This is a genomic window from Rouxiella silvae (genome assembly GCF_002093625.1).
In the GTDB taxonomy this organism is placed as follows: Bacteria; Pseudomonadota; Gammaproteobacteria; order Enterobacterales; family Enterobacteriaceae; genus Rouxiella; species Rouxiella silvae.
The window spans coordinates 1-22,953 of record NZ_MRWD01000016.1 but is presented as its reverse complement, the minus strand read 5'-3'; the positions used below and the strand labels follow the sequence as shown (position 1 = coordinate 22,953).

The following is a 22,953-nucleotide window of genomic DNA, read 5'->3' as shown; positions in this document are numbered from 1 at the left end:
ATCATTCGTTTATCAGCGCTGTATTTCAGTGTTATTTAATGTGTACGACATCCAGACGTTCAACAACTGCATCATCTTCAGCCTGCCAACCTACCGGCTGTAACGGGATATCTTCGCGATCAAAAGCCAAGTCTCCGCCGTCAATCACTTCACCGCCGTGGTGAATCGCCTTGAAGTCGAACAAGTTGGTATCATTCAAATGCGAAGGCACCACGTTTTGCATCGCGCTGAACATGGTTTCGATACGGCCAGGGTAGCGTTTATCCCAGTCCTTGAGCATGTCGCCAATCACCTGACGCTGTAGGTTGGGCTGTGAGCCGCACAGGTTGCAAGGAATAATCGGGTATTCACGGGCAATCGCAAAACGCTCGATGTCTTTTTCACGACAGTAGGCCAGTGGACGAATAACGATATGTTTACCGTCGTCGCTCATTAGCTTAGGAGGCATTCCTTTCAGCTTGCCGCCGTAGAACATGTTCAGGAACAGCGTTTGCAGAATGTCATCGCGGTGGTGGCCCAGCGCAATTTTAGTACAACCCAGCTCGGTAGCCGTACGGTATAGAATGCCGCGACGTAGGCGAGAGCAGAGTGAGCAGGTCGTTTTGCCTTCGGGGATCTTGTCTTTAACGATGGCGTAGGTGTTCTCTTCTACAATCTTGTACTCAACGCCCTGCTGCTCAAGATATTCCGGCAGAATATGCGCCGGGAAACCAGGCTGTTTTTGATCAAGATTCACGGCAATCAGCGAGAAATTGACCGGCGCGCTCTGCTGCAAATTGCGTAAAATTTCCAGCATGGTGTAGCTGTCTTTGCCACCTGACAGGCAGACCATAATGCGGTCGCCTTCTTCAATCATGCCAAAGTCTGCAATTGCCTTGCCGACGTCACGACGCAGACGCTTTTGTAGTTTGTTCAGGTTGACCTGATCTTTTTTGGTAATTTCTTGTTTTTCAAACATTAATTCGACACTCAAAATCTAAAAAGGGGCACCGGTGCGGCAAGGGAGGAGTGACGCCCGCCCACAAAGTCCAGCATGCAGTTAATTGGCGTGTATGTTACGGATTACGCGGGTGAAAGCCAACACGTTTTACAGGGTGAGTCCGTGGCGCATTTAACGTTTCGTTACCCTTAATATCCTTGCTCTAAGATTGCCCCCGTTCCCTTGAGGCTAGCGGAAAGGTTAAAAATGCTGCATCGTCATGATTGATGAATGGTTATCGTGGGTAAAAAGGCTAATCGGTAAAAGGGCGGACAATGAATCATTATCATAAAGTTAAAATCGTAGTGACATGTTTAGCGTTGTTAAGCACAGACTCAGCCTTGGCGAGCGAGGCTGGCCCAAATGCGCTGGCGTTTATGCAGGCCAATCAGTTGCAGCAGGTGAAGCAGTTGCTTGAACAGGGCAAAGCAACCGTGCCCACGCAGGCAGCTTATAAAAGGCTGATTGCCTCGGCCGACTCTGCGCTTAAACAGCCGAGCCTCAGCGTGATGGATAAAGGCATGACGCCGCCGAGCGGCAGCAAACATGACTACCTTAGCCTCAGTGCTTACTGGTGGGCTGACCCCAGTAAGGCCGATGGGTTGCCGTGGGTCAGACGTGATGGCCACGTCAATCCGGCGAGCAAAAATAATCAAAGTGATGGCGTGCGGCTGGCCACCTTCACTGCACGGGTGCAGGACCTCACGCTGGCCTGGTACTTTTCAGGACAGCAGCGTTATGCCGATAAAGCCGCCAACCTGCTGCGCGCCTGGTTTATTGTCCCCAGTACGCGCATGAACCCCAATCTCAACTATGCGCAGGGCGTGCCGGGTATTACCTCAGGGAGACACGACGGGGTGCTCGACGGGCGCTATTTTTCCACCCGCATCGTCGATTCACTGCTGATGCTGCGCGGTAATGCCGCATGGTCGGCTCATGATGATGACGCCATGCACCGGTGGATGCAGCAGTATCTTCAGTGGCTGCAAACCAGCCCGCTGGCGATTAAAGAGAGTAAGGCCCAGAATAACCACGGCAACTGGTATGCAACGCAGGTTGCAGGCATCGCCTGGTATCTCGACGAGCCAGACCTTATCAAAAAAATGGTGGCGCTGACGGAGAACAAGCTCGAAACTCAGCTTAAACCTGACGGAACTCAGCCGCTTGAGCTGGCGCGAACCCGCTCTTTCCACTACAGCTATTTCAATCTACAGGCCATCAGTCTGCTGGCGACAGTGGCAAAAGAAAACGGGCAGGACCTGTGGAATTATCACACGGCCAACGGCGGCGGGGTGCTTAAGTCATTAGATTTTATGGCGCAGTACGTCAACGGCAGCAAGCCTTGGCCTTATAAGAGCCTTGACCAGATTGGTGTGCGTGTGGTGCCGCTGCTTTCATGGGCGGATAACGGCACAGGACAGAATCGATATCAGCAGCAGATCCGCTCTGCTAACTATCTATTCACTGACAGACTGGCTAACGACGGCAAGGCCGGGAATAAAGAGACGCAGCCCAAGGCTCATAAAGACGCGACGCGTGGAGCAACAATTGAGGCGCAGAGAGAAACTTGGTTAACCTCGCTGCCCTTGTGGGCTGAATAATCGGTGACTAAGGGCAGTGGATAGGCTGCCCAATATATGTTCATTTCATCGCTGAAGTCGATGCGGCTACAGCCCCCGCGTGTCGGACCAGTCCGGTGGCATGGAAACAGAAAGCACAGTCGGTTTTTCGTTTTCCATACTGCCAATCGCGGCTTCGAGCTGGTTATGATGCTTTTTCCGGTCATCTAGAAAGACGATGAGGATATCTTTAATCGGTGTGGCGTTTTTATTACTGTAACTTTCTGCAATCTCCTTGATGACAAGTCCCTTGTTAGCACTGCCAACGATATAAATCCCTCTATCGGTCAATATTTCATTGTATTCAAATATATCTCTATCTAATGCTATTTTTTGGTATTTAGAATGACTTCCCTCAAGCTCAGTAACAGATGTGTCATCTGAAAACAGTAATGACTCTTTAGGGAAAATGTCACTAACTTTCATTTCATCTAAAAATTCCTGGATCTTCGTGAGATCACTACTGGACTCGCGGGCGGTAATAATACAGTTATAGCTGCTGTCCTTCACGGTGTCTTTAAGTATTTCCGCAGTTGCCACAGAAATTTCATCCCATTTACGTTTCCAAGTCGCGGTAACGGTGGCAATTTTAGACTCAATCTCGCTCGCAATTGCAGTCTTAGGTAAATTCGCAACGGCAGTATTAATCGCAGCGGTTAAGTTCGCATTGGCATTTTCATCTTTCACACCGGTAAATAAAAGTTTAACTACACTGGTATAATTATATTCAGGGGCAAAATCTCTGGTAACCAACGTGTCGTCATAATCAAAGCAGTAAATGACGTCAGTTTTTGTATTGTTAAGGCGTCGGGATTCTACAAACTGGCTGACTTCTTTTTTAACTTCGCGAAGCGTTGTCATTAGGGACGAGTGGTCTGGCATGACCATTATATTGTAATCAGACTTTATTCTACAGGGTTGTACCACCGCTTCTGAGGCCTGAAAGGACGCCGCAAGCTGTGATGAGTTTGTGACCTGTATATTCGCTGGCATTGATGTTTGCAGAGCCACGGTGCTAGGTATCAATATTGGCGTGTTTATTTTTCGAGAGACTGAGTCAATTTCCATTATTCAAAATCCTTTGTTGTTTCATTCCCGAAAAGTCATTATTTTCCGTGAGGTGTGATGTCTTTGAAGGGTTGACTTTGATTGTGTATTAATATGCGGAAAGTTATCAAGAGATAACTGAGTTTATTGATGTGTTTAAGCGGAATTGACAACTTTATTTATATTAATTTAAATGTGTGATGTTTTAGTGAGCCAAGGTAAGCCAGTCGATAAGCTTACCTTTCTCGTTGGGGTGAGTTATAGATTAATTCACGTCGACGCGCTTAATACCGTCGACCGACATAATTGCTTCATATAACGTTTCTATTTTTTGGCGCGGAGACAGCACCACGTCCATGACCAGGTCGCATTTGGTATCGTCATCGTCTTTTTGACTGACTTTTATATGGCCTGGTCGTATACGCATTTTTTGCAGCGCAATTAACACCAGTGGCACGCTTTGTGGTTTCAGTCGAATTTCAATCAAATGATGGTGGCCGATAAGACGATTGCTGATTTGGCGAAACACCTCAAGGACAATGAGTGTTAAAAATGCACCGTAAACGCCAATCTCATACAGACCGCTACCAATGACTAAGCCGATAGCCGCGGTCACCCATAGTCCAGCGGCGGTTGTTAGGCCTTTGACCACTTGCTTCTGGATGATAATAGTCCCGGCGCCGAGAAACCCCATGCCGCTAACCACCTGAGCCGCCACGCGGCTGGGGTCAAAACTGACGTGAGTCTGGCTCAGAATGTCGTCAAAACCGTATTTTGAGACAATCATAAACATCGCGCTGCCGATGCCCACCAATATGTGAGTGCGTAGCCCGGCCTCTTTAGCGCGCAGTTGGCGCTCAATGCCGATTAACCCACCCAGCACGCCTGCCAGCGCAATACGCAGTAAAAAATCTGTAAGCATAGTTTTTCCTCCCTTTTTATTATTCCATCACCAATCCACGTTTTCTGTGACTTAATAAGAATTTCGGGTTAATGGCAGGGTATTTTATGAGCAGAATGAATAACAAAGAGAAATAATCTGTTTCTGGATATAAATTTTTAAGAAAAGTGGCTATTTACTTCTTTTCAGTACTCGACGTCAGCAGAAAAGCTCGGCTATGATGACATTCGTTCGAATTATCAAAATAATCATCCGGGAGCAGGGTTGATGAGAGCTGCGTTACGATTTTTACTGGCTGGCGCCACATTGATTTTAGCTGCATGCAGCAGCAATAAAGAAACAGCAGAAGTTCCCCAGCAGGGTAACAGCTTCAATATAGCCCACCGTAACCTGAACGCGGGCGGTCCTGCTGCCGCAGCCTGTTCTCTGGCCGGCGGCAGCCTTCAGCTTGCCCGTCAACTCGACGGCAGTTCGGTGGGCATGTGCCAAATGACTAACGGACGCCGATGCGCAGAGTCCGCCGTGATGAGTGGCACCTGTAGCTAAAGCGTTTAGTTCACCCACTCTTTGGCGCGATACACCAGCACGTGTGGGCCTTCGGTTAACGTCAGTTGATTTGACTGCAGACTGACTTTAACCCCTTTCTGTAGCATCTCGCCTATCAGCTGATCGCCTTTATTAAGCAGGGGGTCGGAGCACATCATTTGCGTTGACGCCAACTGCTTGACGGTCAATAGGTTATTTTCGAGTTGCCCCTGACCCATAAAGCGATTGCACATCGCGCCGGATACATGCATTTTCTCGCCAAACTCGATAGACGGTTTCCCGCCGTGCTGCGCGATAACCGGCGTACCGTCGAGTGTTAGCAGCTCGAAGCGATGGTGTTGCAGATCCTTTGCCGTCAGTTCGGCCGACTGAACGCTACAACCACTGATGGCAACGGCGGCCAATAGGGTGCCTAGCATAGTTAGTTTTTTCATCTTCTCTCCTGAAGAACATTCCATTGATTTGCCTCTCATCTTACGCCTTGACGATGTTTGGGCAAGCTTTGCCTTTGGAAAGCTCGTCAAGATTCGCAAGCGTGGTCTGAGAAATACTGGTTAACGCCTCACTGGTTAGGAAAGCCTGATGACCGGTAAAAAGCACGTTGTGGCAGGAAGATAAGCGGCGGAAGACGTCGTCGAGCACCACCTCGTTAGACTTATCTTCAAAGAACAGGTCGCGTTCGTTTTCGTAGACGTCCATGCCTAGTGCACCAATTTTCTGCTGCTTAAGGGCCTCAATAGCGGCACTGGCGTCGAGCAAGGCACCGCGACTGGTGTTAATAATCATCACCCCGTCTTTCATTTTGCTAAAGGATTTCTGGTTAAGCAGGTGATGATTCTCGGCGGTCAGCGGACAGTGCAGTGAAATAATGTCCGACTGCGCATACAGGGTGTCCAAGTCGACGTACTCGGCGCCTAACTCAAGAGCCAGCGGGCTGGGATAAGGGTCGAAAGCTATAATACGCATACCAAAGCCTTTGAGGATACGCATGGCGGCGACGCCGATTTTGCCGGTGCCAATGATCCCAACAGTGCGCTGGTGCATATTAAAACCGGTTAACCCCTCAAGTGAAAAGTTCGCCTCGCGGGTGCGCTGGTACGCGCGGTGAATATGGCGATTCAGGCACAGCATCAGGCCCACGGCATGTTCAGCTACGGCTTCCGGCGAATAGGCCGGCACGCGAACCACGTTAATCCCCAACTCTTTAGCGGCGGCGAGATCGACGTTGTTAAACCCAGCGCAGCGCAGCGCCAGCGTTTTTATCCCCAGCGCGGCAAGCTCGGTAAGCACTTCACGGCTGGCGTCGTCGTTAACAAAAATACACACCGCGTCGCAACTGGCGGCCGTTTTTGCCGTCGCCTGACCCAACATGAAATCAAAAAATACCAATTCAAATCCATACTGCTGATTGACCAGCTCAAAGTATTTGCGGTCATAATTCTTGGTACTGTATACGGCCAGTTTCATGCTCTGTACTCCGACAAGTGAGTTGTCCATTAACGGGAAGCGCCTCGTAAAAATACCACTGGGCACCCTCGCAAACAAACGGTAGCCAATTGTAACGTTATTTTTATGCTATCTTGCTGATGTTATAAAAATATCAGGATATTTCATGAGGAAAGGACGTAAACATCTTCTGCTGACGCTGTTAATGGTGGCGATGGTGCTCGTGTTGCTGTTGATTACACTGTGGAAAACGCTGCCACAGTGGCTTCCTGTCGTCGCTAAACACTGGCTACCGCCGGAGACTCAGCTCAGTATTTCTTCCTCGCCAAGCTGGTCTGATGGCGAACTTATTCTGCCTGGCGTACGCTATTTAGCGCAGGACTGCCTGCTTGCCGATGTGCAAAATGTTCGCCTGAATAAGCCGATGACCGGCTGGAATTTGCAGCTCGACGCCTTAAATATCGATACTGCCTGCCTGAGTAAACTCCCCGCCAGTGAAGGCGGTGGGGCACTTTCTCTGCCTGACATTCAAAAACAGTTGCCGTTCGGCCAGGTGCATATCGCCCATCTGAACGTCACGCCATGGCAGCAGTACGCCGGTGACCTGCAGGTGATCAACGACGGTAAAACGCAGACGTTACACTATACAGGTGCAGCGTTGAGTTTTGATGCTGCGCTGGATAATCAGCAACAGCTGGTCATCAATACTCTGAGCCTGATGCCGCCCGGCGGTGACGAACCCCTGAGGCTGGCGGGTAAATTAACGCTGCCTGTCGCGCTCGATACGCTTCCCGCCGAGGGCGAGTTGCACGGTGAAGTGCACACCTCACTGGTGCCGCTTCCGGTGGCGGTCAGCTTGAACTGGCAGGAAAAGAGCGGGCTGCTGAGCCTGACAGAGCAGGGGCAATCCCAGCCGCTGGTTAACCTGCCGTGGCAGCTTGGCGATAAACAAATTCAAATTCTACAGGGGCAGTGGCGTTGGCCGTATGCGGCGCAGCCGCTTTCCGGTGCCCTGAATCTGACGCTGAACAACTGGAGCGATAAGCTTGACCAAACGACGCTGAGCGGACGCCTCAACGTACTGACTCAGGGGCATAATGGTAAGGGTAACGCCGTTCTGACCCTCGGTCCCGGCAGGGTCGGACTGCTCGACAGCGATATCTCCTTTCAACTGACTGGACAGGCCAATCTGCCGCAAATTTCACTGAGTGCGTCCTTCCCAGGTACGCTCAACGGATCGGTGCTTAATCCGCTGATTGCTCTGCACAGCGGCGCACTGTTGCGAGCGTGGGGAAAACCGACGCCGACGCTGAGCCTGCACGATGCGCGCTGGCCACTGGCGGGCGTTAAGCTCAGTGCAAAGGGGGTAAGTGGGCCGTTGCAGGCAATTGTGCGAGCCAGTGATGCTTACTGGGGGCCGTTCCAGCTGCACCTCAACGGTAAGGCTCAGGACTTTTGGCCCGATAAAGGCGCGTGGGATTTTAACTACTGGGGCAATGGGCAGTTACCGCCGCTCAAAGGGCGTTGGGACTTGGCGGGCAAGGGCAGTTGGCATGATACGCTGATAACATTGACTCAGCTGTCTGCTGGCTTCAATCGCCTGAGTTACGGCCTGGTTAACGTCGATGCACCACGGTTAACGTTGACTCAGCCGCTCACTTGGCAGCGCCCCGTTCCTGCACGCTATGAACATTCTCAACCAGACCCGGTGCCTGATTTCAACGGTGCGCTAAAGCTGGTGGCGCAAAAAGTTTCGCTTGAAAATGGCGGCTATCTCCCCCCAGCCGAGCTAAGTCTGGCGTTTAAAGGCGACAGCCCAATGAACATTGCGCTCAACGGCCAGCTTGAGGCGCTGCCGATTGGTCCTATCAAACTAAACGGTCGTTGGGACGGTGAGCGACTGCGTGGACAGGGCTGGTGGCCGAAACAGGATTTAACCGCCTTTCAAAGCCTGCTGTCGCCAGACCTGAATATCAAACTGCGCGGTGGCAGTTTCTATGCACAGTCGGCGTTTTCCGCCGCGCGTGGTCAGGGATTTGTCGCTGGGGGACACTGGGTGGTGAAGAACGGCAGCATGTGGTTAAAGGACGGCGATTTGAGCGGCCTGGATTTCTCGCTGTCCTACCGACTGAAAAATCAAAAGTGGCAGTTTGGCATCAAGTCGCCGGTCAGCCTGCGTATTGGTGAGTTGAACAACCTGTTCCAGATGCAAAATATCACTGCCGAGTTGCAGGGCAGTTATCCGTGGTCCGAGGCTTCGCCCTTGCGTTTAACCCACGTGGGTGTGGATGCGCTGCTTGGTCACATCAGCCTGTCGGCGCTGCGCCTGCCGCAGCACGACCCTGCCGTGTTAAAGCTGCAAAAAATTGACCTCAGCGCGCTCTTTACCGCCTTGAAACCCAAGCAGATGGCGATGTCTGGCCGCGTCAACGGCGAGCTTCCGCTGTACGTAGACAACCCGAAATGGCTGATTCACGATGGCTGGATTGCCAACGACGGTGGTTTGACGCTGCGACTGGATCCGCAGTTTGCCGCGGCGATGGCCGGTGATAACGTGGCGAACCGGTTGGTTATCCAACTGCTGCAGTACCTCGAAATTCACCGCTCGTATGCCAAAGTCAGCCTGGATAATCTGGGGGAGTTAACGATGGCGGCACAAATTTTTGGGGTTAACAACACTGAGGGCAAGCAGCGCGAAATTCATCTCAACTATACCCATCAGGAAAATATCTATCAGTTGTGGCGCAGCCTGCGCTTTGGCGACAATTTACAGGAATGGCTGCAGCAGCAGCTTTCTGCTTCACCCGCGTCGGCTTCTGCTAACAAGGATAATGAATTGAGGAAGGAACAATGAATCCTATACCGGCCTGTATTACGGCATTGAGCCTGTCGCTGATGCTCAGCGGCTGCGTGCCGCGTATCGAAATAGCGACGCCTACGGCGCCGATTACGATCAATATGAATGTCAAAATTGAGCATGAAATTCATATCAAAGTGGATAAAGATGTCGAAGATTTGTTGAAAAACAAAGGCGATCTCTTTTAAGGATGCGGCGATGAAATTGTTAAAAGGTAAAGCTCTGGCATTAGCCATAATGCTGTGCGGCGGGTTGTTTTGCACTTCCGCATTGGCGCTAACCCTCGAGCAAGCCAAGCAGCAGGGGCGCGTGGGCGAAACGCTGAACGGGTATTTGGCCCCGGTCAAACAGGATGCCGAAACGCTGGCATTAATTAAACGTATCAACCAGGCGCGCGAACAGCAGTACCAGGATGTGGCGAAAAATAATCAGGTCAGCACCGCCGATGTGGCCAAGCTTGCCGGGCAAAAATTAGTGTCGCGTGCCGCGCAGGGCGAGTATGTTCGCGGTATTAACGGACAGTGGCTGCAAAAGTAGCCCCAAAAAAAGCGCGCTCTATTGAGCGCGCAACATTTACTACAACACTACCGGCACACATGACGATTCTAAAGTTAATTACCCGATAGTGAAGCGACTGAAACTACGCGGCAGCAACCTGTTTGATTGCAGCGTCGATTGCGGCTTTCGCATCAGCCTGTGCTTTGGTCGCAACTTCTGGACCGTAAGCGATGCCTTCAGCGAACACGAACTCGACGTCGGTCATGCCGAGGAAGCCCAGGAACAGGCTCAGGTATGGAGCAACCAGGTCGCTTGGGGTATCTTTGTGAATGCCGCCGCGGCTGGTCAGAACGATGACGCGTTTGCCTTTGATCAGGCCTTCTGGACCTTTCTCAGTGTATTTGAACGTCACACCGGCGCGCGCTACCAAGTCAAAGTAGTTCTTCAACTGAGTAGGGATGTTGAAGTTGTACATCGGTGCAGAGATAACGATAACGTCGTTAGCCTGGAGTTCTTCGATAAGCGTGTTAGACAGCGCCAGCGCTTCTTCCTGACGTGCAGTCAGTGCTGCATCAGAAGGACGCAGTGCGCCAACCAGCTCACCGTCTAGCACAGGGATGGGATCCGCAGCCAAATCACGTACAGTAACCTGTGAAGCGCTGTTGGCGGCTTGGAATTGAGCAACGAAGTAGTCTGCCAGTTGGTTGGTCTGGGAGAAGTTAGCCAGAATACTTGATTTCAGAACCAGTACTTTACTCATTTAACATTCCTTCACTGAGTGGGGTCATACAGGGACGAGGCGTCCCGAGAATGTTTTCTACTTTATTCATAAAACTTGCTGAGTGATAGTGCAATATTTCGAGGTCTAACATCGAATTTTTTGAATGACTTGATCGCAAGATAGGCGACAGCCACTAAACATTAGCCATCTTTTAGAAACCGCAATCGCTTGTGATAACATAGTGTTATTCAGGCAAGGCCCGCGCCTGCCGACCATCAAGGAATCTCGCACGTGAAATCAACGCTCGCGGCACTATCAGCACAACTTGACGGGCTGATGCTACGTGACCGACAACGCCTGCAACGCCGTTTGCAGGGCGCAAAAAAAATCAATGACCCACAGGCTTTGCAAGGACTGACGCAGGAGCTGGAAAGCGCGTTTCAACAAGGGCTGCAAAAAGTCAGCAGCCGTGAAGCATCACGCCCCAAGATTACCTACCCTGATAATTTGCCGGTCAGTCAGAAGAAGCAGAACATTTTTGAAGCCATCCGCGATCATCAGGTGGTGATCGTCGCCGGTGAAACAGGATCGGGGAAAACCACACAGATCCCGAAAATTTGCATGGAGTTGGGCCGCGGTATCAAAGGCCTGATTGGCCACACCCAGCCTCGTCGGCTGGCGGCGCGCACCGTGGCTAATCGTATTGCCGACGAACTTGAAACCAGCCTCGGCAATACTGTGGGCTATAAGGTCCGTTTTAACGATCAGGTGAGTGAAAATACCCTGGTCAAGCTGATGACTGACGGTATTCTGCTGGCCGAAATCCAGCAGGACAGAATGCTGATGCAATACGACACCCTGATCATCGATGAGGCGCACGAGCGCAGCCTTAATATCGATTTTATCCTCGGGTATTTGCGTCAACTACTGCCGAAACGTCCTGATTTAAAAGTCATTATCACTTCTGCGACCATTGACCCGCAGCGTTTCTCAAAGCACTTCAATAATGCGCCCATTATTGAGGTTTCTGGCCGCACTTATCCGGTTGATGTACGTTATCGTCCGGTTGTTGACGATGCAGACGACGGCGATCGCGACCAGCTACAGGCCATTTTTGACGCGGTTGACGAGCTGGGTCGTGAAAGCCGGGGCGATATTCTGATCTTTATGAGCGGCGAGCGCGAAATACGCGATACCGCCGATGCGCTAAATCGCCTTGATTTGCCAAACACTGAAGTTCTGCCGCTTTACGCGCGTTTGTCCAACAGCGAACAGAACCGTGTGTTTCAGTCGCACTCGGGTCGCCGCATCGTGCTGGCGACCAACGTCGCCGAAACGTCACTCACCGTGCCGGGCATTAAATACGTTATCGATCCGGGCACGGCGCGCATTAGCCGCTACAGTTTCCGCACCAAGGTGCAACGGCTGCCGATTGAAGCCGTTTCACAGGCTTCGGCCAACCAGCGTAAAGGCCGCTGCGGACGCGTTTCTGACGGTATTTGTATTCGTCTTTATTCGGAGCAGGACTTTCTCTCGCGGCCCGAGTTTACCGATCCCGAAATTCTGCGTACCAATCTGGCCTCCGTTATCCTACAGATGACCTCGCTGGGGCTGGGCGATATTTCGGCGTTCCCGTTTGTGGAAGCCCCCGACAAGCGCAATATTCAGGACGGTGTGAGGCTGCTAGAAGAGCTGGGCGCGATTAATACCCCAGAAAACGGTCGCTACACGCTCACTGAGCAAGGACGCAGTCTCGCCCAATTGCCGGTGGACCCGCGATTGGCACGCATGGTGCTGGAGGCGCAGAAAAACAGCTGCCTGCGCGAGGTGATGATTATCACTGCCGCGTTGTCGATTCAGGACCCGCGCGAAAGACCCATGGACAAACAGCAGGCCTCTGATGAAAAGCATCGTCGATTTGCTGATAAAGACTCGGATTTCTTGGCCTTTGTGAACCTGTGGGACTATTTGCAGGAGCAACAAAAGGCGCTGTCGTCTGCACAGTTCCGCAAGCTGTGTCGTAGCGATTTCCTTAACTATTTGCGCGTTCGTGAATGGCAGGACATCTATACCCAACTGCGTCAGGTCGTAAAAGAGCTGGGTCTGCGCATTAATAGCACCGCCGCGGACTACCGCAGCGTGCACTGCGCGCTGCTGACCGGTCTGCTTTCACATATCGGCCAGAAAGACGTTGAAAAGCAAGAGTTTACCGGCGCTCGCAACGCGCGATTTTCCATATTCCCTGGCTCGGGACTTTTTAAGAAGCCGCCTAAATGGGCAATCGTCGCCGAACTGGTGGAAACAAGCCGGCTTTGGGGGCGCATCGCGGCTAAAATTGAACCTGAATGGATTGAGCCACTGGCACAACATTTAGTGAAATACAGCTACAGCGAACCGCACTGGGAGAAATCTCAGGGCGCAGTGATGGCTGATGAAAAAGTGACTCTGTTTGGCTTGCCGATCGTCATGGCACGTCGCGTAAACTATGGCAGCATAGACGCCGTGGTTTCCCGCGAGCTGTTTATTCGCCATGCGCTGGTCGAGGGTGACTGGCAAACGCGTCACGCCTTCTTCCGCGACAATCAGCGCCTGCGTAATGAGGTCGAAGAGTTGGAGCACAAGTCCCGCCGTCGCGATATTTTGGTCGATGACGAGACGCTATTCCTGTTTTATGAGCAGCGAGTGGGCCGAGAGGTGGTTTCCGGCAAACATTTCGATACCTGGTGGAAAACGCAGCCCACCGACAGCCTGAACTTTGAAAAAAGCATGCTTATCAAAGAGGGGGCGGGCAAAATTAGCGCCCTCGATTATCCTAATTTCTGGCATCAGGGAAATATTAAGCTGCGGGTTACCTACCAGTTTGAACCTGGCACAGAGGCTGACGGCGTTACCGTACACATTCCGCTGCCGTTGCTTAATCAAATTGAGGAACAGGGCTTTGACTGGCAGATCCCGGGCATTCGCCGCGAACTGGTCATGGCGTTGATCAAATCGCTGCCTAAACCGACCCGCCGCAATTTCGTACCCGCACCTAACTATGCCGACGCCTTTTTGGGCCGAGCTACGCCGTTTGAACTGCCGCTGCTCGAGTCAATGGAGCGTGAACTGCGCAGAATGACGGGCGTTACGGTGTCACGCGATGATTGGCAGCTTGAACAGGTGCCCGATCATCTTAAAATGACGTTTCGCATTGTGGACGACAAAAACAAGCCGCTGCGCGAGGGTAAAAGCCTGACGGCATTAAAATCAACGCTGAAAGAGCAGGTGCAGCAAACGCTTTCTGCGGTGGCGGACGACGGCATTGAGCAAAACAATCTCCACGTCTGGAGCTTTGGTGCTTTGCCTGACTGCTATGAGCAAAAGCGCGGCGGTTATGAAGTGAAAGCTTATCCTGCGCTGGTGGATGAAAAAGACAGCATTGCTATCAAACTGTTCGACAGCGAGCTTGAGCAGTCGCAGGCAATGTGGCGCGGCACACGACGTTTATTGCTGCTGAACATTCCATCACCTATCAAGTATCTGCATGAAAAATTGCCTAATAAGGCCAAGTTGGGGCTCTATTTTAACCCTTATGGCAAAGTGCTTGACCTGATAGATGACTGTATTTCCTGTGGCATTGACAAACTGATCGCCGAGTCAGGCGGGCCGGTGTGGAGTGAAGAGAAGTTTGCTGTCCTGCATGAGCACGTGCGCGCGCATCTTAATGAAACGGTGGTGGGCATTGCGACGCAGGTCGAGCAAATTCTGACTACCGTGTTCAACATTAATAAACGACTCAAAGGGCGCATTGATATGACGATGGCACTGGCGCTGTCGGATATTAAAGCGCAGATGTCGGGGCTTATCTATCGCGGTTTTGTGACGCAAAATGGCTGGAAGCGCATTCCAGATACGCTGAGGTATCTGCAGGCGATTGAAAAACGCATGGATAAGCTGGCAATGGATCCGCACCGTGACCGCGCACAAATGCTAAAAGTAGAAAACGTGCAGCAGAAGTGGCAACAGTGGCTGAACAAACTCCCGCCGGTGCGTCAGGTCAGTGAGGAAGTGCAAGAAGTGAGGTGGATGCTCGAAGAGCTGCGCGTCAGTTACTTCGCGCAGCAGCTCGGAACGCCTTATCCTATCTCGGATAAACGTATTTTGCAGACCATGGAACAGCTGGCTTAATTAGCCAGCTGGTGGCCACTTAATTCAACCAACGCTGCCCTGATTGCCGGAACGGCCAGGGCACGATTATCCGCTAAATAACGGTCCTGCGCGGCGGGTGCCGAACTTTGGATCCCAATCAACGTCCATTTACCGTTTTGTTTCAGCAACAGCGGTGAACCGCTGTCGCCCGGCAGGGTATCGCAACGATGCGACATGACGCCCGGCTGAGCCCATCCCGTAATTAAACAGTCCTGATGACTATACAAATCGTCGAGATGATCTTCAGGATAGCCCGCCTGTGTAACCTTGCGATCGTTGGCTTTTAAGGCGGCGGTGAGTTCGTCACGCGTGCCTTCCCACAGGGGAAGTGGCTTAATAGGCAGTTTTTGTTTTTCATCGGTAATGCGCACTAGGGCAAAATCATAAGACGCGGCCTGTGGTGGCACAATCCAACCCTCGCCGTCGGCTTTCAGTTTCTTTCCCAACGCCGGGTCAACCAGCGTTTGTAGCTTAGTTATCTGGTAGCGCCATTTTTGATGTTGCGAGATAAAGCGTAGGGCAATCACTTTGTCGATTTTACCCGGCGGCGCCAGCACGCAGTGTCCTGCGGTTAGAACCAAATGTTCCGAGATGAGCGTGGCGGTGCAAAGGTTACCGCTGGCAGTTTCAATTTGACCTATCGCTTGCCACGGCCAGCTTTTAACTTCACTAACGTGCGTACGATGATCCTGGCCAAAAAAAAGGGCAGTTTTTTCTTTAAGGCTTATTGTGTCTGAATCGCTATCCGAGTCGGTAGAGTCGGCATGAGCAGGAAGGGCGAAGCAGAAAAAGCACAAGACAAGCGGTAAAGCTATGCGCATATCGTTTTGACCTTAAGTGCGGGGATTGACCGGGAGCCAATTATTAAGATGTTGATTATAGCTGGTAATAGCTTTCAGATAATAGGAGGTTTAGATAAATCAAATGTACGAGGTTGGCTGATTATGCGTTCTGATATATTACGTTGCAGTCTAGAAATAGAAGAATAACGTAATCAGGCCCAGCAGAATCAGAGAACTCAGGGTGATTTCGAACAGGTAGCGTCGCAGCATCGTCCATCAATACCTCAAGATTGCCTGGTTGATAATACCCGTCTATTTGGAACGTAGGGTACGTAGGCCGGAGAAAAAAACACCCGGCGAACCGGGTGTCAAATAATCAGTCTTGATAATGGTGAGACGAGTTGCTCACAAAGACTTATTACTTAGCTGCTGGAGCAGCTTTTTTAGCGTGTTTTTTCACGTGTTTTTTAGCAGCCTGCGCTTTCTGAGCAACTGGCTTCTTAGCAGCGTGTTTTTTCACGTGTTTTTTAGCAGCCTGCGCTTTCTGTGCAACTTTCTTCTTGGTAGCGTGTTTCTTAACATGTTTTTTAGCAGCCTGAGCTTTTGCAGCAGGGGCAGCAGTAGTTGTGGTGGTTGCAGCAGCAGCTGGAGCAGCAGTAGTTTCAGCGGCGAATGCTGCAGAAGACAGGCCCATTGCAGCGGCAATTACCAGAGCTAATACTTTTTTCATCGTTAATTCCTCAGAATTTAATTTATGTATCCACCCCACTGCGGGGCCGGTAGGAGAATACTAGGCTTGTTAGTGTTCGCTGTCCGTGAGTGATTGGTTTCGGCGTGTAACGGTATGTACAAATCAATTATTTATTATTATTCATTGTGTTAGGTTGTTTTGAGTCAGGGTGTTACATTGAATGTACAAGCTTTAGTTACAACATACTGATTAATTCAGTGACTCAGGGTCTCTGAAAGCCTCTAAATGTCTGTAATTGAGCGGGATCTGTGACGGGGAATTAAGAATATTCTGCAGAAAAGGGCGGGCAATCCCTCAGGCCCTAGATGAAAAGACCTGAGGAATGCGTTTTAATTAATAATAATGTTTCACTTTGAGCGGAAATTACAGATAACGAGTTTCAAGATGCTTACGGAAATAGTCGGTATTCAGTGTTTCGCCGGTGGCATTGGTCATCAACTGATCGGTTGAAAAACGGCTGCCGTGCTGCCAGATGTTTTGATTTAACCATTGGAACAGGGCCGTCAAATCACCGCGAGAAATATCTTCTTGCAGCGTTGGAATTGCTTTATTGGCCGTTTGGAACAGTTGCGCCGCATACATCGCACCCAGAGTGTAGGTTGGGAAATAACCAAAGCCACCGTCGGTCCAGTGAATATCCTGCATACAGCCGTTGGTATAATTGCCCACGGTGTTTAAACCAAGATACTGCTGCATCTTGCTGTTCCACAGCGCCGGGATATCTTCAACTTCAATTTCTCCCTCAATCAATGCCTGCTCAATTTCGTAACGCAAAATAATATGCGCTGGATAGCTGACTTCGTCGGCATCCACGCGAATAAGCCCTGGCTCTACGCGTTGGTTGAGGTTAATGAAACCTTGTTCACTCAGACCTTCGCGTTGTCCAAACTGTTCCACCACCAGGGGATAAACCGACTTTAGGAAGACTTCACTACAGCCCAATTGCATTTCAAACAGCAGGCTTTGAGATTCGTGAACGCCCATTGAACGTGCATTGGAAACCGGCTGACCCAGCCACTCTTTAGGCAAATTTTGCTCGTAGCGCGCATGGCCAGTTTCATGGATAACGCCCATCATGGCAGTAATGAATTCGTCCTGACTGTAACGGGTGGTGATGCGTACATCCTGCGGTACGCCGCCACAGAAAGGGTGCGCGCTGATGTCGAGACGCCCTGCATCAAAGTTAAAGCCTAGGCGTTTCATTACGCTCAGCCCCAGCTCTTTCTGCTTGCTGATATCAAAGGGGCCCTGCGGCTGTACAAACTGAATAGACTTTTGCTTTTCAACGACCTTCTGCAGCAGCTGCGGCAGCCAGGTTTTTAAATCACCAAAAATAACGTCAAGCTTGCCGGCCGTCATGCCCGGTTCGTACAGGTCCAGCAGCGAATCGTAACGACTAATGCCGGCAGCCTCTGAACGTAACGTGGCTTCCTGACGGCTTAGTTTGACGACTTCGCGCAGGTTATCGACAAACCCTTCCCAGTCGTTCGCCGGACGTTGGCGACGCCACGCGTGCTCACAGCGTGCCCCGGCCAATGATTTTGCTTCGACCAAGCTTTCTGGCAGCAGGGCTGAATGTTGATACTGGCGCGCCATTTCACGCAGATTGGACTGCTCAACGTCATTAAGATCTTCCTGCTTGGCCTGCTCCAGCCACTCGCCGACTTTAGCCGCCGTCAGAATTTGGTGCTGGAGTACACTCAGTTCAGCCAAGGCTTCAGAACGTGCTTTGCTGCCTTCCGGTGGCATCATAGTCTGCATGTCCCATCCAGCGATGGACGAAAGATGGCTGAAACGCGACAAACGGGTAAACGTTGCGCGTAACTGTGAATAAGCTGTCGTCATGGTGAACTCCGTACTTTAAAAATAATATGAATAGCGGGGCGAAAGAAAGGCCCCGCGCAGGCACGATTATTGTGGTTCTATTGCAAGATTGAAGGCCGGTTTAATCGGCCAGCTAAAGCGAATGCTGGCGCCGCCAAGTGGGCTGCTATCGACCATAACGCGTCCCTGGTAAGCCACCGCAATTGAGTGAACGATGGCCAGTCCGAGCCCACAGCCGCCGGTTGCGCGGTCACGGCTTGGATCAAGGCGTACAAAGGGTTCGAATATTCGCAACCGTTCTTCCGGCGGAATGCCCGGCCCGTCGTCCTCAACCTGTAGGCTGGCTTCTTCTCCCTCCTGCCACAGGCTGATGCGCAGTTTTGCGTTGGCGTAACGCTGGGCGTTGTTGACCAGATTGTCGAGTACCCGCTCCATTAAGCGTAGGTCTACGCCGCCAAAGTCTGCCGCTTTGGTGACGTTGAGTTCAATTTCATGTTCGGTATTTACCAGCCGGAAATCGTCCGCTTTGTCTTCAATCCATTCTGGCAGATTGATTTTAGTTAAATGCAGTGCCACCTGTGGGCGATCCAGACGGGCGTAGGTCAGCAGTTCATCAATAAGCGACTCTAGCTGACCAATGTCGCGATTAATGGCCTGCTGTTCGGCCTCGGGAATATTTTCACTGATTGCCAACCGATAGCGCAGGCGCACCAACGGCGTCCGCAGTTCGTGGGCGATACCGTCGATTAGCTGTTTCTTGCTGGCAATCAAGGTATTAATATTGTCGGCCATTTGGTTAAAGGCGATACCCAGCCGGTTAAGGCTTGAGGTCGAATCAAAGTTGGTTCGCTCGTCCAAATACCCGTTGCCGAGCCGCTGGGCAGAGTTCTCAAGCTTAAGCAGGTCCTGCCAGTGGGGGCGCATCCATAAAAATACCGGCAGAGCCAATGACAGGCCAATAAAAATAAGCAGTCCCAAATCGAGCAGCCGCATTTCGTGCATATAAAACAGATAAGGGATGGGGCCGACCACCAACACATAATTACTGCGCGGAACGCGCTGTATAAAAGTGTATTCACTGTCGAGAGCAACAATTTCGCCGTCGCGCAGTTGATCATTCAGCGCCGGGCTCAGTTTACGCTTGCCTAATGGCTCAATGTGCAACTTGAATGAGAGATTCAACTCAAGCGTGCTGATGGTTTTGTTCCAGTCCTTGATCGGAATTTCACGCAGCTCACTGCGCATTAAATAGAGTGAGCTTTTCATCAGGTCGTTCATCGACTGGCGACCGGTGCGTTCCGCGGTCACTTTGTAGACCAGTCCAACCAGCATCGCCATAACCAAAAAACACACCAGCAGTAGCAGGAAGAACTGAACAAAAAGTTTTCTCATTCCCGCACAGACTCCCAGGCATTAGGGGCAAACAAATAGCCTTTGTTGCGCACGGTCTTGATACGAAAAGGCTCGAGGGCGTTGTCATAAAGTTTGCGGCGCAGGCGTGAAATAGCGACGTCGATACTGCGATCCAGCCCGTCGTAGCTCACTCCGCGTAGGTTAAGCAGCAGCGCCTCACGGTCCATAATTCGCCCCGCGTGAGTTGCCAATTCCCACAGCAAGTCGAAGTCGGAGGTTGAGAGGGTAATGGTTTCATCACCCAGCGTCACTTCGCGGTTGACGGGGTCAATACACAGCTGACCGAAGTGCAGGGCGTTGCCTTTTTGAATCGGCTTACCGGTCTTTTCTGGCTCAACCTGACTGGTTGGACGCTGACGAAGGTGCAGGCGCAGGCGCGCCAGCAGCACGGCGGGTGGCGTCGTTTTAAGAATATAGTCATTGGCGCCCATTTCGAGCGACAGAATATGATTCATATCGCTGTCCAGGGAGGTCAGCAATACGATAGGGCCGTCGTAGGCCGGACGCAGGTCACGACAAAGCGTCATGCCGTCTTTACCGGGTAACATGATGTCAAGTAACACCAAATCAGGCACTTCAAGCTCGATTCTTGCCTGAGCGGTGTCGCCACGAGGTTCAACCAGAACCTCAATGTCATGCTTACCCAAATAGGCGGCGATAAGCTTACCAACCTCGGCGTCATCTTCTACAAAAACGATTTTATTCATGGGTTTGCTGTTAACGTGAAAATCGGATCTCAGCATAGCGCGAGCGGGGCATCAGCGCTATGTTCCCTTGGGGAAAAGTCTACATTAACGCAGTCTTCTGCCACCGTCGACACAGTGTGTTCTGCCGGTCACATAGTTACTGCGCAGGATATAATCAACCAGGGCCACAATTTCGCCTTCACCCGGTTCTATTTTCATCAATGACTTATTTAAGGCGTGTTCACGATACTCGGCGTCATCGTCGGGATTAAACAATATGAGCGCCGGAGCAATCGAATTAACTTTGACCTCAGGGGCCAGCTTTCGTGCGAAAGACAGGGTCATGTTATCGAGCGCAGCCTTACTCGCCGAGTAAGCAATATGTTTTTTACTGCCTTTTTCGACAACAAAATCAGTAATATGAATGATATCTGCCCCCGCCGTACCCTGACCGCGAAGACACTCCTCAAGCTCGATGTTGAGCAAATAAGGCGCATAGACGTGTATTTGCAGCATCATTGCCATCGTATCCTGCGGGGGCGTTTCTGGGGATTCGGCTACCCATGCACTTGCATTATGAATAATGCCGCGCAGCTTGCTGGTTTTGGCTCTCACTTTTTCAGCGAATGCCAAAATGCCGGCGTTGTCAGAGAAGTCGGCCTGAATACAGCAGGCACCTTTCTCCCTCAGGCTATCGAGCGCAGGGTAAGGATGGCGATAGCTAACAATCACCGGAATATTTTGCTGTAGCAATGACTCGGCCAGCGCCAGTCCAATTCTCTTTGCTCCACCGGTGATAAGCACCGGCGCAGCAGGGGTTAATTCGGTCAAGTAAAGCTCCTGAACTCTCTGGCAAAGTATCAATAAACTATGTCATTATATAGGGCAAACTATGTAATTATATAAAGCTATGCCATTATATAGATGATTGTGTTTCTCGTTTCAAAACATTATCTTCAAAAAGTAAGGTCTTTTCTAACGTGGTTAGAAGGGTTAGCACTGGCCCAAAGAGGAATGGAGATGGCTGATAGTCGCCTGGCACCCGATGTGCGCAGTGAAAAAGCGTCGTTCGATTATATGGAATACCTGTCTGCATCGTGCAAGAAACAATGGAGTTTTCTCGATGCTATCTACGGCGTATTGCCCTTTTTTGGCATGGTGTTGAGGTCACGCACCACCCAAGAAAAGTCCAATCAGGACAAACTTAACGCACTGGCGTTACAGGTCGTTTCTACCCAAGTGAGTGACGAAATCAACATCGTACGCCTAATTGAACTGGCCCAGCAGCAGAGCATGTACAGTATAGATATCCATTTGCCTTACTCCCTGACTGAAGAACAGCTTACCGCCATTGAAAAAGAATGCAGACATCCGCTGAAATTGACGCAAAATGATGAGCATCTGGCGGTAGAAATTCTTGAGCAATCCTCAAAGCATTAATCTTGCGATAAAAAATTCTAATTAAAAGGGGCTGATTATTATCAGCCCCTTTTAGATCGTTAATGCGTCTATTCGGTCTTATTTGAATAGATCAGCGGTCACAGTCAGGTTACCGCCACTTTTGTTCTGCCACTGACGAGTCACGTGGTAGAACTTCGCACCCTTATCAGCGGCGCGCTTAGCCACTTCTTCAGAAACGTCGGTCATGCTGTTGAAGTGACCGGTGAAGGTAACGGAGTCAAACGGCGTCATCTGTGCCGCTGTCACGTTATTCACTTCTTCCACTTTTCTGCCGTCTGGCAGGGTCACGGAGTAGCGTTTGCCGGTAGACGATTGCGTTTCAAAGAACAAGCCTACACTGCGGCTTGGGCTTGAGGACGAAGCGACGCCAGGAATTTCAACTTTCTTGGCTTCGGCACCCCCCGCGGCCAGCGCTGCACGGCCTGCGTCTGAATCGTAAGGGATCGCATCAGGGCTTTGCGTAACACGTTTCGGTGCATCTTTTTTATAGATAAACGCTGTAACGTACTGATTGCCACCGTTGTTGGCATCAATTTGACGCACGATAAAGAACGAGTAAGCGCCTTTGGCTTTCGCCGCTTTGGCAATGGATTCAATCACGTCAGGCTGGCTGCGGAAGAAGCCGCTTACGGTAACGGTATCGAAAGGCTCAAGCTGGAAGGCCACTTCTTTTGGCAGCTGTTTAACGCCACTTACGCCATTCACGCTGTTAAGCACCGGTTCCGGGGCGGCTTTTGGCGCATCCTTATGGAACAGATCAACTACCACGCGCCAGTTGCCACTGTCGTTGGCGCTGTTGGTGTCTTGAATATAGTAGTAGTCAGCGCCCAGTTTATCGGCGCGTTTTGATGCTTCGTCTGACGCATCACCCAGGTTGTTAAATTGACCAGTAAATGCAATGCGATCAAAGGGCTTAAGGGCAGCTGCTTTCCCGGGACTGATTTCTTCCGCTGCCTGAGCTGCAGACAAAACAGAGAATTGCGAGATTAATAAAACAACGGCCGATGCGATGATCGTTTTCGTCTGCTTCATAAAAAATCCTTTCACCTTGCGCAGTAATGTTGAAACATGCTGAATTATTGATGTGTAACAGATTAGCTGCCGATTATTGCATGTAATAATCAAGAGCGCTTGAGTAATTTTTTAAGCGCTCAAACGTGTTAATCGCTACCTGGGTCACTTTATTTTCCACCAATAACTTATATAAGTTTAATGACCGAGTAAATAAGTGAAA

At 50.8% G+C, this 22,953-nt stretch carries 19 protein-coding genes and 1 pseudogene; 7 read left to right on the top strand and 13 right to left on the bottom strand.

The window, feature by feature from the left end; genetic code table 11:
• Nucleotides 1-31: 31 nt before the first annotated feature.
• Entirely contained in the window at nt 32-958 is a 927-nt protein-coding gene (gene ttcA, locus BS639_RS08450) for a tRNA 2-thiocytidine(32) synthetase TtcA (protein WP_084982832.1), read from the bottom strand.
• 296 nt (nt 959-1,254) lie between these two features.
• Here ttcA and BS639_RS08445 point away from each other — a divergent pair, with 296 nt between their 5' ends.
• On the top strand, nt 1,255-2,580 hold the full coding sequence (locus tag BS639_RS08445; protein WP_084982831.1) for an alginate lyase family protein: 1,326 nt from the start codon (nt 1,255-1,257) through the stop codon (nt 2,578-2,580).
• A gap of 66 nt (nt 2,581-2,646) precedes the next feature.
• Here BS639_RS08445 and BS639_RS08440 read toward each other — a convergent pair whose 3' ends face one another.
• Together BS639_RS08440 and BS639_RS08435 are read right to left on the bottom strand one after the other, a co-directional pair.
• On the bottom strand, nt 2,647-3,666 hold the full coding sequence (locus tag BS639_RS08440; protein WP_084982830.1) for a hypothetical protein: 1,020 nt from the start codon (nt 3,664-3,666) through the stop codon (nt 2,647-2,649).
• 244 nt (nt 3,667-3,910) lie between these two features.
• Nucleotides 3,911-4,567 carry an MgtC/SapB family protein gene (locus BS639_RS08435; protein WP_084982829.1) on the bottom strand — a complete coding sequence of 219 codons (657 nt, stop codon included), beginning with the start codon at nt 4,565-4,567 and terminating at the stop codon, nt 3,911-3,913.
• Nucleotides 4,568-4,813: 246 nt separating this feature from the next.
• Between BS639_RS08435 and BS639_RS08430 the strand changes: the two genes are divergently transcribed.
• Entirely contained in the window at nt 4,814-5,092 is a 279-nt protein-coding gene (locus tag BS639_RS08430; RefSeq protein WP_084982828.1) for a putative hemolysin, read from the top strand.
• A 5-nt stretch (nt 5,093-5,097) separates the two neighbouring features.
• Here BS639_RS08430 and hslJ read toward each other — a convergent pair whose 3' ends face one another.
• Nucleotides 5,098-5,526, bottom strand: coding sequence for a heat shock protein HslJ (gene hslJ / locus BS639_RS08425; RefSeq protein ID WP_084982827.1), 429 nt, complete (start codon nt 5,524-5,526; stop codon nt 5,098-5,100).
• Nucleotides 5,527-5,566: 40 nt separating this feature from the next.
• A complete protein-coding gene (locus BS639_RS08420; protein WP_084982826.1) occupies nt 5,567-6,559 on the bottom strand; it encodes a 2-hydroxyacid dehydrogenase in 993 nt (330 codons plus the stop codon).
• A gap of 145 nt (nt 6,560-6,704) precedes the next feature.
• Here BS639_RS08420 and BS639_RS08415 point away from each other — a divergent pair, with 145 nt between their 5' ends.
• The 3 genes from BS639_RS08415 to BS639_RS08405 are packed head-to-tail and all read left to right on the top strand — an operon-like array spanning nt 6,705 to nt 9,932.
• Nucleotides 6,705-9,392: a YdbH family protein gene (locus BS639_RS08415; RefSeq protein ID WP_084982825.1), complete on the top strand. Its 2,688-nt coding sequence runs from the start codon at nt 6,705-6,707 to the stop codon at nt 9,390-9,392.
• The gene (locus tag BS639_RS08410) at nt 9,389-9,583 is read left to right on the top strand and encodes a YnbE family lipoprotein (protein WP_055771522.1); all 195 of its coding nucleotides are present in this window, start codon (nt 9,389-9,391) and stop codon (nt 9,581-9,583) included. The genes BS639_RS08415 and BS639_RS08410 overlap by 4 nt, the downstream gene beginning before the upstream one ends.
• Before the next feature lie 49 nt (nt 9,584-9,632).
• The gene (locus BS639_RS08405) at nt 9,633-9,932 is read left to right on the top strand and encodes a YdbL family protein (RefSeq protein ID WP_228779603.1); all 300 of its coding nucleotides are present in this window, start codon (nt 9,633-9,635) and stop codon (nt 9,930-9,932) included.
• 103 nt (nt 9,933-10,035) lie between these two features.
• Here the strand turns inward: BS639_RS08405 and BS639_RS08400 are convergent, their stop codons facing one another.
• The gene (locus tag BS639_RS08400) at nt 10,036-10,653 is read right to left on the bottom strand and encodes an FMN-dependent NADH-azoreductase (protein WP_055771528.1); all 618 of its coding nucleotides are present in this window, start codon (nt 10,651-10,653) and stop codon (nt 10,036-10,038) included.
• A gap of 252 nt (nt 10,654-10,905) precedes the next feature.
• On the opposite strand from BS639_RS08400, the gene hrpA reads away from it, so the two are divergent.
• Nucleotides 10,906-14,781 (top strand): ATP-dependent RNA helicase HrpA, encoded by a 3,876-nt coding sequence (gene hrpA, locus BS639_RS08395; RefSeq protein ID WP_084982824.1) that lies wholly within the window; start codon nt 10,906-10,908, stop codon nt 14,779-14,781.
• On the opposite strand, the gene BS639_RS08390 is transcribed toward hrpA, so the two are convergent.
• The 6 genes and pseudogenes from BS639_RS08390 to folM form a co-directional block, all read right to left on the bottom strand.
• The gene (locus BS639_RS08390) at nt 14,778-15,623 is read right to left on the bottom strand and encodes a trypsin-like serine peptidase (RefSeq protein ID WP_055771532.1); all 846 of its coding nucleotides are present in this window, start codon (nt 15,621-15,623) and stop codon (nt 14,778-14,780) included. The genes hrpA and BS639_RS08390 overlap by 4 nt on opposite strands.
• A gap of 382 nt (nt 15,624-16,005) precedes the next feature.
• Nucleotides 16,006-16,314: pseudogene (gene asr, locus BS639_RS08385) on the bottom strand (acid resistance repetitive basic protein Asr); the annotation flags it as partial.
• Nucleotides 16,315-16,698: 384 nt separating this feature from the next.
• Nucleotides 16,699-18,180, bottom strand: coding sequence for a carboxypeptidase M32 (locus BS639_RS08380; RefSeq protein WP_084982822.1), 1,482 nt, complete (start codon nt 18,178-18,180; stop codon nt 16,699-16,701).
• 66 nt (nt 18,181-18,246) lie between these two features.
• Entirely contained in the window at nt 18,247-19,551 is a 1,305-nt protein-coding gene (rstB, locus tag BS639_RS08375) for a two-component system sensor histidine kinase RstB (RefSeq protein ID WP_055771545.1), read from the bottom strand.
• Nucleotides 19,548-20,279 carry a two-component system response regulator RstA gene (gene rstA, locus BS639_RS08370; RefSeq protein WP_084982867.1) on the bottom strand — a complete coding sequence of 244 codons (732 nt, stop codon included), beginning with the start codon at nt 20,277-20,279 and terminating at the stop codon, nt 19,548-19,550. The genes rstB and rstA overlap by 4 nt, the downstream gene beginning before the upstream one ends.
• Before the next feature lie 84 nt (nt 20,280-20,363).
• Nucleotides 20,364-21,089 (bottom strand): dihydromonapterin reductase, encoded by a 726-nt coding sequence (gene folM, locus BS639_RS08365; RefSeq protein ID WP_084982821.1) that lies wholly within the window; start codon nt 21,087-21,089, stop codon nt 20,364-20,366.
• Nucleotides 21,090-21,278: 189 nt separating this feature from the next.
• On the opposite strand from folM, the gene BS639_RS08360 reads away from it, so the two are divergent.
• Nucleotides 21,279-21,698, top strand: coding sequence for a hypothetical protein (locus tag BS639_RS08360; RefSeq protein ID WP_084982820.1), 420 nt, complete (start codon nt 21,279-21,281; stop codon nt 21,696-21,698).
• Between the two features lie 78 nt (nt 21,699-21,776).
• Here BS639_RS08360 and ydgH read toward each other — a convergent pair whose 3' ends face one another.
• Complete coding sequence (gene ydgH / locus BS639_RS08355) at nt 21,777-22,751, bottom strand: DUF1471 family protein YdgH (RefSeq protein WP_055771561.1); 975 nt, start codon at nt 22,749-22,751, stop codon at nt 21,777-21,779.
• Between the last annotated feature and the right edge of the window lie 202 nt (nt 22,752-22,953).